15 protein-coding genes and 1 riboswitch are annotated in these 12,733 nt (G+C 46.4%); of the genes, 3 read left to right on the top strand and 12 right to left on the bottom strand.

Annotated elements, in window-relative coordinates:
• Window positions 1-10: 10 nt before the first annotated feature.
• Window positions 11-655: an SDR family oxidoreductase gene (locus BLT53_RS18615; RefSeq protein ID WP_090237314.1), complete on the top strand. Its 645-nt coding sequence runs from the start codon at window positions 11-13 to the stop codon at window positions 653-655.
• 51 nt (window positions 656-706) lie between these two features.
• On the opposite strand, the gene BLT53_RS18610 is transcribed toward BLT53_RS18615, so the two are convergent.
• The 3 genes from BLT53_RS18610 to BLT53_RS18600 form a co-directional block, all read right to left on the bottom strand.
• Window positions 707-1,141: an SRPBCC domain-containing protein gene (locus tag BLT53_RS18610; protein WP_090237313.1), complete on the bottom strand. Its 435-nt coding sequence runs from the start codon at window positions 1,139-1,141 to the stop codon at window positions 707-709.
• Window positions 1,142-1,156: 15 nt separating this feature from the next.
• Complete coding sequence (locus BLT53_RS18605) at window positions 1,157-1,711, bottom strand: M15 family metallopeptidase (RefSeq protein WP_090237311.1); 555 nt, start codon at window positions 1,709-1,711, stop codon at window positions 1,157-1,159.
• Between the two features lie 113 nt (window positions 1,712-1,824).
• Window positions 1,825-2,238, bottom strand: a complete 414-nt coding sequence (locus tag BLT53_RS18600; protein ID WP_090237310.1) for a hypothetical protein — start codon at window positions 2,236-2,238, stop codon at window positions 1,825-1,827.
• Between the two features lie 187 nt (window positions 2,239-2,425).
• Here BLT53_RS18600 and BLT53_RS18595 point away from each other — a divergent pair, with 187 nt between their 5' ends.
• Window positions 2,426-3,451, top strand: coding sequence for an NAD-dependent epimerase/dehydratase family protein (locus BLT53_RS18595; RefSeq protein WP_170834427.1), 1,026 nt, complete (start codon window positions 2,426-2,428; stop codon window positions 3,449-3,451).
• 90 nt (window positions 3,452-3,541) lie between these two features.
• Here the strand turns inward: BLT53_RS18595 and BLT53_RS18590 are convergent, their stop codons facing one another.
• The 9 genes from BLT53_RS18590 to BLT53_RS18555 form a co-directional block, all read right to left on the bottom strand.
• Window positions 3,542-3,913 carry an SCP2 sterol-binding domain-containing protein gene (locus BLT53_RS18590; RefSeq protein WP_090237307.1) on the bottom strand — a complete coding sequence of 124 codons (372 nt, stop codon included), beginning with the start codon at window positions 3,911-3,913 and terminating at the stop codon, window positions 3,542-3,544.
• A gap of 12 nt (window positions 3,914-3,925) precedes the next feature.
• On the bottom strand, window positions 3,926-4,420 hold the full coding sequence (locus BLT53_RS18585) for a PaaI family thioesterase (protein ID WP_090237306.1): 495 nt from the start codon (window positions 4,418-4,420) through the stop codon (window positions 3,926-3,928).
• Window positions 4,421-4,505: 85 nt separating this feature from the next.
• Entirely contained in the window at window positions 4,506-4,655 is a 150-nt protein-coding gene (locus BLT53_RS25175; RefSeq protein WP_170834426.1) for a hypothetical protein, read from the bottom strand.
• Window positions 4,655-5,143, bottom strand: coding sequence for a DinB family protein (locus tag BLT53_RS18580; RefSeq protein ID WP_244520506.1), 489 nt, complete (start codon window positions 5,141-5,143; stop codon window positions 4,655-4,657). The genes BLT53_RS25175 and BLT53_RS18580 overlap by 1 nt, the downstream gene beginning before the upstream one ends.
• Window positions 5,144-5,244: 101 nt before the next feature.
• Window positions 5,245-6,600 (bottom strand): FAD-binding oxidoreductase, encoded by a 1,356-nt coding sequence (locus BLT53_RS18575; RefSeq protein WP_090237303.1) that lies wholly within the window; start codon window positions 6,598-6,600, stop codon window positions 5,245-5,247.
• 264 nt (window positions 6,601-6,864) lie between these two features.
• Window positions 6,865-7,869, bottom strand: coding sequence for an ABC transporter permease (locus BLT53_RS18570; RefSeq protein WP_090237301.1), 1,005 nt, complete (start codon window positions 7,867-7,869; stop codon window positions 6,865-6,867).
• Window positions 7,870-9,369, bottom strand: coding sequence for a sugar ABC transporter ATP-binding protein (locus BLT53_RS18565; RefSeq protein WP_244520505.1), 1,500 nt, complete (start codon window positions 9,367-9,369; stop codon window positions 7,870-7,872).
• Window positions 9,370-9,433: 64 nt separating this feature from the next.
• Window positions 9,434-10,549, bottom strand: coding sequence for a sugar ABC transporter substrate-binding protein (locus BLT53_RS18560; protein WP_090237300.1), 1,116 nt, complete (start codon window positions 10,547-10,549; stop codon window positions 9,434-9,436).
• Between the two features lie 124 nt (window positions 10,550-10,673).
• Window positions 10,674-10,784: riboswitch (SAM riboswitch) on the bottom strand.
• 176 nt (window positions 10,785-10,960) lie between these two features.
• Window positions 10,961-11,665 carry a hypothetical protein gene (locus BLT53_RS18555; protein ID WP_090237298.1) on the bottom strand — a complete coding sequence of 235 codons (705 nt, stop codon included), beginning with the start codon at window positions 11,663-11,665 and terminating at the stop codon, window positions 10,961-10,963.
• A 112-nt stretch (window positions 11,666-11,777) separates the two neighbouring features.
• Between BLT53_RS18555 and cidR the strand changes: the two genes are divergently transcribed.
• A complete protein-coding gene (cidR, locus tag BLT53_RS18550; RefSeq protein ID WP_090237296.1) occupies window positions 11,778-12,665 on the top strand; it encodes a cidABC operon transcriptional activator CidR in 888 nt (295 codons plus the stop codon).
• Window positions 12,666-12,733 lie beyond the last annotated feature (68 nt).

Below are 12,733 nucleotides of genomic sequence, written 5' to 3'. Positions count from 1 at the left end.
GAGTGTGTACATGAAAGTCTTTTTAGTAGGAGCAAACGGACAGATCGGACAAAAATTGGTGAAGCTTCTCGCTGACAGCCCAGAGCATGAGGTTACAGCCATGATTCGAAATCCTGACCAAGCGGGTGATCTTGAGAAGATCGGCGCCCAGACCGCTGTCGCCAACCTTGAGGGCAGTGTGGACGACCTCGCAGCAGCCGTTAAAGGCCATGATGCTGTTATTTTCTCTGCCGGATCAGGCGGAAGCACAGGGTCAGACAAAACCTTGCTCGTCGATCTAGATGGCGCGGTGAAAGTGATGGAAGCAGCCGAACAATCGGGGGTAAACCGTTTTGTTATGGTGAGTGCCCTTCAGGCGCATAACCGTGAAAACTGGAACGAAAAAATCAAACCTTATTACGTGGCAAAGCACTATGCGGATAAGGCATTGGAAGCAAGCGAGCTGAACTATACGATTGTACGCCCTGGAGGCCTGCTGAACAAACCGGCAACAGGAAAAGTCCAGGCAGGTGAAAACTTGGAGAGAAGCTCCATTCCGCGTGAGGACGTGGCCCAAACCGTATTCACGGCATTAACCGAGGAAAACACGTTTAAACGTGGATTTGACCTGACATCCGGAGAGCAGTCCATCAGTGATGCGCTGAAAAACCTGTAAGCAAGAAGGCTGACACCCTTGAGGGAGTCAGCCTTTTTGACAGCGCCGTAACTAAAAATGCCTTTTCAGATAGTCTTCAAGCCCCGTATTCGCGGATTCATAAGCCGGCCGCATGGTATCGATCCTTTTCTGTGACAAAACCGAAGTAAATAGTCCTGTAAACACCTCTCCTTGGACCACTCTGGTCTGATCCCCCAAACCCGTGAGCTCCCAATAATGATACCCTGTCATAATGCCGGGAATTCCACCTGTCCATGCCAGTTTCTTTCCGGAATCAAAGTCTTTTACACTTGCTTTAAAACGAAAAGGCACGCCTCCTCCTACTGGTGACCGTACACATACCGACAAGGAGCTGCCTTTGTTGCACTCCCCTTTGATGGAAACGATCTGCGGATTCCACAGCGCGTGTTTTTCTGTATCCGAGATCACCTTCCATACCACGTCGACCGGATATGGGAGTACACATTCTGTTCGTAACGATTTCATTCTGGTTCCCTTTCTCTACTCTTGTTCTGGAGGGCGTTCTCCATTTTTCAAATCCTCAATGGAGAGGCCAAAGTTTTTTTGAAGGTGGGGATAATCTTTAAACTCCCAGTCCCCTCCCCAGCTGAATCCCAAATCTTTGGCAATGGCAACCACCTCCATCCAGTCGGCTTTTCCGTTGTGATTGCTGTCGCGCTGCATGTCCCAGACCACATCCCTATTCGCAGTCTTTAACGCAAAGTCAACCGCCAGCCCATAATTATGATAAGATTCGCCGCCTCTGACGGTTGTTACAATATCGCCTTTATCACTGCGGCCTTTCGCATACAATTTATCCTGTTCATCAAACGTCCTGAATCCGTCGGTAATGACAATAGAAATCCCTTTGGCCTTTGCTCTTTTGATCAATTCGTCTTTATCCTTTTCTACCACCGGATGAAGCTTGGTCGGAAGCGGAACATTCCTTTTCTTCTCCACAATATCCGTTTGAATATAGATAAAGAGACACGCTCCCACCATGAGCAGAAAAAGAATCCAGCTGTTCACCGTTGGTCCTCTCTTGGATGCGCTCATTCGCTACAAAAACCTCTTCCACAAGTAATAGTTCCTCTTCTATTCTATCGTACCATATCCCCGTCCGTCTCTCTAAGGATTGGCAAACAAAAAAACTCCCTGAAACAGGGAGCCTAGGAAAGGGTTTTTCGCAGAATCCTCATAGCACGTGTGATGTTTGAGACACTCAGGTAGAGAGAATTATCTTCACCGTTATAGATGGCCTCTATCCCGACTTTTCGGTAAATAGCATTATAGATTTTACGAAAAACTCCGGGGATACCAGGTTCAAAATTGATTTGAATCACATTCTTTTCGTAAAACGGGACATTGCCTGCTGACAAAATCCTTTGCACCATGCGGTTGTCATTCTGATTGTTGGCATCACTTGGTCCAACAACCAGAATGACTGTATTTAACTTGTCCTTTACGAGGCTAAATGCGGTAATGTTAATCTGCAGGCTCGCGATCTTTTTGAGGATCAGGCTGACAGTGCTGTCATTCGCCGCAAATTTGAACTGTGTCCGGGTTTGAATGGTTGTTGCCATGCTCGTCCTACCTTCTTAAAAGTGATTACTAGTACTCTATTCACAAGGAAGACAAAAGAACACGGCTGTCTCCATTTTCAAGTTAAATATTGACAAAACAAAAATAACATAATAATATTATTTTACGTAAAACAATATTTTTATGTTAAGATCTGGTTTCCTCAAATACCCCAAACGGAGAGGAGAAATGATTATGCATGTTTTTGTCATTGGCGGTACCCGATTCATGGGCCCCGCAATTATTAAACGGTTAGTTGATCTTGGCCATAAGGTTACGGTATTTCACAGAGGAGAAACCAAAGCAGAACTGCCACCTGAGGTAGCACGAATGCTGGGAGACAGAAATAATTTACCTTCCTATCGAGACAAAATTCAGAAGATCAAGCCTGATGCGGTGCTCGATATGATGTGTCTGACCGAATTGCAGGCAAAAGAGCTGGTTGACACGCTCGATGGTATCGTAAAGCGCGTGATTGTGGCGAGCTCGCAGGATGTATACCGGGCATTCGGTCGGATGAACAGAACCGAAACAGGAGAAGCTGAACCCGTTCCGATCGATGAAAACGGAGAATTGCGCCATAACCTTTATCCACACAGAGCATTTGCGGAAACCCAAGAAAGACGAATGTATGACAAAATACTAGTGGAGCAGACCGTGATGGGCCATCCCCGAATCGGTGGCACGATCTTGAGATTGCCTGCGGTTTACGGACCAAATGACCACCAGCATCGCTGGTATTCGTTCATCAAACCAATGAGTGATCAAAGGCCTTATATCCTGCTGGCCAAGAGTCTGGCCGACTGGCGATGGACACGCGGCTATGTGGAAAATATGGCAGAAGCCATTGTTCAGTCCATACTAAACCCGGAAGCGGCGGGCAAAGTTTATAATGTTGGTGAAAAAGATGCATGGACCACCAGAGAGTGGGTTGAAAGATTTGCGACTCTTATGAATTGGAGCGGAGACGTTATTGTTCTGCCGGACGATCAGCTTCCTGAAGGCTTTGGCTGGGGAATAAATGCGGAACAGCATGTGATTTTCTCCTCTGATAAAATACGTCATGAATTGGGATATAAAGAAACTGTGTCGTTTGAAGAAGGATTAAAACGCACCATTGCATGGGAACTTCAGCATCCTCCCGAAAACCCGACGCTCATCTATGATGCCGAAAATGAAATCATGAAGCAGCAGAACGCAAAAATTCAGCCTTAGACATGAAAAAGCAGACGCATACCACGTCTGCTTTTTCCAGCATATAATCACATTTCCAGGAAAGCGCTTTAAATAAATAACGAGTAAAGCTTAAATCTTCCCAAATTCCGCTTCCATGTTATATTGGCCGAGCAACGCCTCCACTTTCAACGCTTTGCTTATGTCACCTTTGACTTTCAATTTCCCCATCATAAATGCCGCTGTACCGTTCAATTTTCCGAGTAGCATCTTTTTAAAGTTCGGATACGAAATGATGATCGTGCAATCTCCGCGTTCAGTGAACTCTTCCTTTACCTCTGCTTTTCCATCCTTGATATGCAGCTGGAATGAATAGTCCTCATCCGGGATGTCATACTGGTATACCGCCTGAACTCCCTCAATCGGACTGGGGTTATCATTAATGACATCTTCAATCTTTTTAACCGTTTCCTGTACTGTTAAATCTTCTATTGCTTTTGACATCATTCTGCCTCCTTATGACTTTTGCAGCGAAACTATGTTTTCAGAGTCAGCCCTGGCCTTCCTCCGGATGTAAATGGTTTTCTCCACCACCGCATGGACAAGTCCGGTTTCATCCACCAGTTCGACCTCGTATATCCGATCAAGACTGTGTCTGCTTTTAAGCTGCCGCTTCACATCTTCAACTTCCTCTGGGGTAACCTTGAATGTAGCGTACAGGGTACTCTTCCCCGGCTTTTTGAAGGAAATCGAGGCCGCTTTGTCCCAGACGATATAGTCGTCCCCTAGCAGTTTCAGGAACATATACATATACATGGGATCCACAGCCCCGTAAATGCTCCCTCCAAAGATCGTTCCCACATAGTTGCGGGTCCGCCAGTTTAAAGGAAGCTGTATTGTAATCTCCGAATAATCTTCAGCAATATAGATCACCCTTGCTCCTGTTCCCCGGTACGCAGGAAACAAATTAAAGCCGTAGCGGACACATCGGGTTTTCCAGGATTCTTTCATTGGAACCTCCTACTTTATGTAAACCAATTTATCCGGATCCTTTCTGTTTTCCTTGTAATAGGCAACTATATCGGATACGTAATCTTTAAAATCCGGACATTGAACGCCCTGCTTTCGCCAGCACCTTACTGGCACACCTGAAATACTCCATTGCCTTTTTTTCTACTTTAAAAAAGCGGCGGAACAGCGAAAATGATAACATACATTCCAGGTAATCAAGCAGCCATTCATCCATCATCCCTCCCTGTTTGCGGCTCCATCGTTTACAGCCTGGGAAGGAAGCCGCTTGAAAAATGGCATCTTCTGCGCACCGGTCATGCGCGCGTAAGTAAACAACTGTCCCTTATGATGGACTTCATGGTCAATCATGCTTTCAAGCCAGTAGCTGCCAGGAGCGGTATATTTAAAGATGTCAATCTCTCTTTCCAGATTGGACGTATGCAGCTCCTGAAAATCCCGCTTTGATTTTTCAGTGAATTCGCCAAGAATCTCACGCACTTCATCCATGGTCTGAAACTCACGGGGTGTGCGCGGTGAGACAAACCGCCCCTTTTTTATCGTTTCGAGAAACATATCCGTAGAGCTTACAATATGCACCGCCAGATCGCCCAGGGCAAATCCATCGCTCCATGGTTTAAAAAACACATGCTGCGGCCCAACCTCTTCCAAAAGCTCGTGCAGAACCGTGCGGTGTTTCAGCCAATGCGTATAGTATTGTTCCATCATCTATCGCTCCCATCAAAATAATCTACTAGATAAGTTCGATACTTCAGGCTGTTCCCCTTTTTTACTCAAAGCAAAAAATCCAGCACGTCAGGCTGGATCTATCTGGGTGCCCGGTTGATTCCCTGTGGAAAGGAAAACACATTGTACGGGTCGTATTTTTTATTGACTTTCTTTAAACGTGGCGTATTCCACCCAAAATAGGCTTTTTCATAATGCCGAAGCGGACTGTATGGTAAGTTAACAAACGATCCTTTTGTTATGGATTTAACATAGGGAAACCGCTTTTTCATCCATTGAATGTTTTCGGGTTCGAAACCCGGATCCTCCCAGATCGTTTGTATGCCCAGAATATAATCCGCCTGGCGGTAAAAAAACGCTGTTTCAAACGGGTTGATGTCACTGACCTTGCCGCCCAGTGCATACACCGTCAATCCGGCGGATATGGAACCTTCCGCCCTCTTCTGAATCAGACCCACGAGATTCCGGATTTCCCGCTCGCTAAATTTCCGATAGACAAACCTTCCGGTGGATTTAAACCGCTCATACTCCGGATACGTGGCCTCAACAGCACTAACGGCTTCCAGGAAGGGAAGGTATCTAACAAAAAGCTGTACTTTACCGTTGATCAGCAGCGGCTCCATCACCTTAGCCGCATCCTCAGGCGGCCCGTAAAAAAAGCCCCGGCCGTAGATGGCTGTTCCCTCTTCCAGTGAGTTATATAGACTGGCGTTGGCCGTCATTCTCTCGTCCAAATCCTCCAGCCAATATTGCCAGGCGTTGAGGAAATTCTCCTGCAGCTTTGCATCCGCTTTTGGCGCATAGATTTCGACGAAAGAAATGTTACCGACCGGTTCCGGAAGGGCAAACGTCATAGAGACGACCACCCCAAAATTGCCACCGCCCGCTCCGCGGCATGCCCAGAACAAGTCCTGGTTCACCTTCTGGTTTGCTTTCAATACCCTGCCTGTATAATCCACCAGCTCCAGCTCAATCAGGCTGTCGCATCCAAGTCCCAAATACCGGCTGGAAAACCCCCATCCGCCTCCCAGAGTATACCCGCTGACACCGACAGTCGTACACGCTCCACCCGGAAAGGGGCAGCCAAGAGAACCCACAAACTCGTAAAGCTGTTCATTTTTTACACCGCCCTGAATCTTGAGCTGCTCATTGTTGTTAAGAACAATCCCGTCCATCCGGCTGATATCGATGACGATCACACCGTTGCCCACCGAATAGCCCTCGTTATGATGGCCGCCTGAACGGATTCTGATCTTCACCTCATGTTTCCGTGCCCAAAGAATGGCATTCCGGACATCATCGACCACTTTGCAATATACGATTACAAGAGGGAACTTTTGCACGGCACGGTTCCATTCCTGCCTTGCCTCATCATATTGAGGGGAGAAGCGGGTGACCACTTCCCCCGTAAGCCCCTTTAAATTGAGTTTTTTCATTGGCCTATCCTCTATCCCTGCTTAGTGGAGATTAGAACTCCCTATCATAAGGTATGCCGGGAATGGACAGACAGTCGTATTTTTTTGCGAGGGCATCAAAAAAACCCTTATTTTTTTGTGAGAGCATCAAAAAAATCCTTATTTTTTTGTGAGAGCATCAAAAAAACCCTTATTTTTTTGCGAGAGCATCAAAAAAACCCTTATTTTTTTGCGAGAGCATCAAAAAAACCCGGAAGGTCAAAAAGAACTTCCAGGCTTGATCTGTTATTTTTTCAATTTATAGTAGGTTAAAGCAAGCGCAAACGCGAGTACGGCTCCTTTTACAATGTCCATGGAATAGTACGGGACAGACATCATGACGAGGCCGTTCTGCAGGATACCAATCAATATCGCGCCAACGAGCGTTCCGAACGCATTGGGCTTCCCCGCTCCAAAAACAGAAAAACCGATGAAAGCCGCTGCAACCCCGTCCATGAGATAAGGCGTACCGGCATTGATTTCCGCAGTCATTACTCTTGATGCCAGAACAATCCCCCCAATAGAAGCAAAAAGTGCGGACAAGAGGTAGGCAGCCACTTTATACTTGTTGACCGGAATCCCCGAAAGCCTGGCCGCTTCTTCATTGCCTCCGATCACATACATATAGCGGCCGTGCTTCGTATAATTGAGAAGCACATGGACGAGCACCACGGCAAGCGCCATAATCAAAATAATCCACGGAACCTGGCCGATTTTTTGGAATGCCTCAGAAATTTTTCCGGTCGCAAATCTTCCGTCAGGCATAACCATATTTTGTGAGATGGTCGCACCCTTCGTATAAGTAAGCGCAATCCCCTGAATAATAAACATCGTGGCAAGCGTCAGGAGCATATCCGGAATCTTCACCTTTACAATGAGTACCGAGTTGATGATCCCTACTATCAGGGCAGCGGCCAAGGCTGAGAAGATCGCAACCACCGTGTTTTGTGAAAACCAGACGAACATCGAAATGACGATCGCATTGGATAAAGAAGCAACCGATCCCACTGACAAATCAAAGCCATTCACCGACAGGGAGATGGTAATGCCTATCGCAATGATGGTCACGATTGAGATGGACCGCAAAATGTTCATTAGGTTTTGGCCCTGCAAAAATGAAGGATGTGCGGCTGTAAACACTCCGATCAACACAAGAATCGTCAGGATCGTTCCGTATTTATAAAAAAACTCAAACAGCTCAAACCTCTTTTTGGGAGCCGCCTTGGCGGGTATCGGTTTTGATAACTCCATCTACCTTCCTCCTGTACTGTAAAATAATAGCTCTTCCTCGGTGGTTTTTACGGTTTCCAGCTCTTTTACCGTACGTCCGTCATACATGACGTACACCCGGTTCGTAATCCCCAGAATTTCCGGAAATTCTGACGATGCGTAAAGGACTGCTTTTCCACGTTTGGCGAGGGCCGAAATCAGTTCAAAAATATCCCGTTTCGCCCCGACATCAACGCCCTTGGTCGGCTCATCAAAAATATATACTTCTGCATCGGCAAGCAGCCACTTGCCAATCGCGATCTTTTGCTGGTTCCCGCCCGACAGATGCTGTACTTTGCTTTTCTCGGACGGGGTATTGATGCCCAACGTTTGTATGATCTCAAGTGATTTTCTCTTTTCCGCCCGGCGATTCAGAAAGCTAAATGCTTTGGTAAACTGAGCCAGGCTTGCAGCAGACAAATTGGCAGCTACCGTTTCCTCTACAAGAATCCCCTCTTTACGCCGCTCCTCAGGTACAAGGGCCAACCCCTGCCGAACTGCATGATACGGGCTCTTCAGCTTGAGTTTTTTGCCTTTCAACAGCACATCCCCCGCGGTGATGGCCGTGCTTCCGAACAATGTTTTGCACAGCTCGGTTTTTCCTGCCCCAACCAGTCCGGCAATTCCTACAATTTCCCCCGCACGGACGGTCAGACTCAAATTCTTTATTTTCTCCCTATCAGAAAGCCCCTTCACTTCAAGCAGGGTTTCACCTGTCTCACCATTTACGGCAGGGAACTGCTCGTCGAGTGCTTTTCCCAACATCTGCTCAATGACGCGGTTGATGGAGCTTTGTGCAATTTCTTCCTCCGCAACTTTTTCTCCGTTTCTCATGACGGTAATGTCGTCGCAAATGTCAAAGATCTCAGGCAAGCGGTGAGAGATAAAAATAATGCCAACATCTTTTGCTTTTAACTCCCTGACAATCCGGAAAAGTTCACGCGTTTCTGCATGGCTCAGAGGAGCTGTCGGTTCATCAAGGATGAGAAACCGGCATTGAGCCGAAACAGCCCGCGCAATCAACACCATTTGCTTTTGGGCAAGCGTCAGTTCGCTGACGAGCTTTTTGGAGGACACCTGTATGTTCATATCCTTCAAAAGCTGTGAGGCTTTTTGGTGGAGAGTTTTCCAGCGAACGAGCTGCTTTTTTCCCATTTCATTGACCAGGCCATGCAGAAGGATATTCTCCCCTACCGTCAAATAGGGAACCAGGACGGTATCAACCTCTTGATGGACAATCTGGATGCCTTCATTCAGCGCGTCTTTTGGTGAGGATATATCTACGCTCTTCCCGTCAATCTGAACAGAGCCGGTATAATGAGTATAAGCACCCGTTAGCACCTTCATCAGTGTTGATTTCCCTGCGCCATTTGCCCCGATCAGTGCATGAACACGGCCGGTTTCACTTGTAAAATCAACCTCATTCAGCGCCTTTACCCCGGGAAACTCAATACTTATGTTCTTCATCTTGAGCAGTGCCATCGGCCTGTCTCCTTTCGTCAAAGCAAACACTCTCTGCTGCTAGCCGAAGAGAGTGTTTGCATGCTTATTTTTTGTAATGGTCCTTCAATGTCTCCATCCAGTCTTCTTCAAACGCATCTGATTGTCCCCACCCTTTAATTTCATTCGAGAGGTTCACCATATTTACCCCTTCGGAGGATTTTTGAAGATCCTTTTGAGAAATGAGTGAAGCGTCCAGGTCATATTTTTGCGGTGTTTTTTCACCGGCAATTTTTTTGGCAAGGATTCTCATATCCACTGCACCGATCAGCTTGGGATCAACGGCTGCAGTATACTTCCATGAGCTGTCCTTCTTTTGAATTTCCTGGAGATCAGCGTTCGAGACATCAATGCCGTAAATTTTGATTTCATCTCTGCCAGCTTCCTTAATGGCACGAGCCGCTCCTATCGCAAATGCATCCCATGTCGCAAAGATCGCATCAATCTCTCCTTTTTTATGCTTGTTCAGCATGGCCGTAACCGCATTTTGCGTTTGAACGGAGGTATCCGCTGATGCAACGCCAAAGCGCTCCACTTCTTTAATGCCAGGGTTCTTTTTCAGTGTTTCTTTATAAACGGCGTTACGGCGAACCATTGGCGGGAATCCGTCTACCCAAAGGTACACAATGTTCGCTTTGCCTTTTTGTTCTTTCACAAGCTTGTCCAGTGCCAGCTTGGCCAATGCTTCATCGTCCTGGGATGTCAGTGTCACGCCATCCACCTTCGCGAGGTCCGGATTAGAGTCAAAAGTCACGACACTCTTTCCTTTTTCTCTGAGTTTTTGGATATCATTGATTGTCGCCGCATCATCTCCATGAGAAATAATGAAGCCGTCATAGTCCTCATTGGCCGCTTGGGCAATCGCATCGTGGAACTTCGCTGTATCTCCGTTGGCCGTATAGATATCCACAGTAAAACCGAGCGCTTCCCCTTCGGCCTTCGCTCCTGCCAAAAACTGTGCCGTATGATCATCCCCGCCGATCTTTCGGATGACTTTGATTTTGGCACCCTGCCCCTTAGCGAACCGTTTTGGCACATTATCAAACGACACATTTTCGTGTTTTTTTTCAGATGATGCTGTGTTACTGCCTGATGAGCAGCCTGTTAACAATAATGAGATTGCGACCGCAGAGACCGCTGCGCTTTTAAAAAACTTCTTCATTTCCCCTATCCCCTTTTCTGTATGTCTATCTTTTCTCAAAAGCGGCGGGACTTAAGTCCAGGCACATAAAAAAACCTCTCCGGAAAAGAGAGGTTTCATCGCATATGCATACAGGATTCGTCCTCTCTCATCTTTCAAAACAGCATAGCTGTTTTGCAGGATTTAGCACCAATTCCATAAATGGAACGGTTGCCGGGCGTCATAGGGCCAGTCCCTCTGCCACTCTTGATAAGAGATTGAATATTGAGTTAGTTAAAAATATAGTTATTACTTTAATCGGCGGAGAGAGGAAAGTCAATATGTTTTGAAAATTTAATGGATTTTCACTCATCCTGGTGTATCTAAATTACGAATTGAAGTCTATATCCTAACGTATAAAACACGCTTTTATTCAACGCTGCTACGGATGAATTAAGAAATTTCCCCGCCAAAGATCGCAACATTCTGCACTTCTGGCGTAAACACCCGGCCACCCCATTTCATTGTGGTCTGCACATAACCGAGCCGGTCGGCGTTATACTGGCCTGCAATGTTCTGGTAAGCCAGTAATTCGTATGCGCCATTTCGGTCAAAATCAACAGGATAAAGACCTGAAAGTCCAGAAACAAATCCTTGGATGGTTTTTTTCAACTTGCCATTGGGATAATAAACCTCAGACAAGTACTCCTTGCCCCTGGTGGTTAGATCGATAATAAATTTCTGGTTCGTGTTGTAGCTGTTTACCTGGGCTTGGTAATAGTCGAGGTAAAAGACCCGGTATTTGAAGCGGTCATTAAAGACATCTGAGTCAAACAACGGCCTGAACTGTCTGTCCCTGTAGGCAACCATATAGGCATTGATCATGCCGCCGCTTCCTCCTGTATCCATGACCACCATGATGTCATCTACCCTGTCTCCGGTAAAGTCCCTAAGAAAAAGCGTAGGTTGATATCCCTGGTTTTGCTTGAGCGGTATTTGTGAATATTGATTGGTCCTTCCATCCTGCACAACCACCATGATATTGACCCAAAATGGGCTGTCCTGTGTTTTTTCAGCAGTAATATAAACGGTATCGATGGAGTTGCCGCCGATGACATTCCCCTTTTTCATATCGACGACCTGTCGCTGTCTGTACATTTCCATCCCCTGCCTTCGCCTGATTTCCTAACACATTGTATGAGAAAGGCCCGGTTTTGGTTTTTATTCCTCAATCGTGATACACTACAAAAAAAATCAAGCAGGTGCATTCGTGGATATTAAACAACTACAGTACTTTATAGAAGTAGCAAAATACAATAGCTTTACACGGGCAGCTGACGCTCTTTTTATCACCCAGCCGACGATCAGCAAAATGATTAAAAACCTGGAAGATGAGCTCGGTGTCGTACTTTTTGACCGATCGCGAAAAGGACTGACCCTCACGGACGCCGGACGGACGATTTTTGAACAGGCTGTACTCGTCGATAAAGCGTTTAACAATCTGGAAATGGAACTGGATAACCTCCTTGGATTAAAAAAGGGGCACATTCGCATCGGTCTGCCTCCGATTCTGGATCCAAGACTCTTTCCCAAATTGATCGGCAGCTTTCATGATCAATATCCGAATATCACGTTCGAACTTATGGAGGATGGATCAAAACGGATCGAAGAGGATGTTGCCAACCATCAGCTTGATATTGGCGTAATTGTGCTTCCTACCAACAATGAACTCTTTCAGTACTTTGCGTTTAAAGAGGAAGACCTTAGACTGATCATCCATCCGGAACACGAGCTGGCAGACCGTGATGAAATTGATTTGAGCGAACTCAGCGAGGAGCCCTTTATTTTGTTCAACAAGGACTTCGTGCTTCATGACCGGATCATATCATCCTGCAACCAGGCGGGATTTAATCCGCATATCACATCCGAAAGCTCACAATGGTCCTTTATTGAAGAAATGGTTATCTGCAAGCTTGGCGTTTCTCTGTTGCCCGAAAGCATTTGCCGCCATCTGAACGATGAAGTGCGGGTCATTAAAGTTGTCAATCCGACGATCAGCTGGCATTTGGCTCTCATATGGAACAAGGACCAATACTTATCGTTCGCTGCCAAAGAGTGGCTCAATTATGCGAAAGAACAGCTCGCGGAGCTTGAGTAATCAATAAAAGGCGGTTTTCCCTGTAGGGGAATGCCGCATTTTGCCAAGATTTTTCTATGCCCATTCTT

This window comes from Fictibacillus solisalsi, from assembly GCF_900103485.1.
Taxonomy (GTDB): domain Bacteria; phylum Bacillota; class Bacilli; order Bacillales; family Fictibacillaceae; genus Fictibacillus_C; species Fictibacillus_C solisalsi.
Note: the sequence above shows the minus strand (reverse complement) of the source record. Positions and strands in the feature narration are given on the sequence as shown.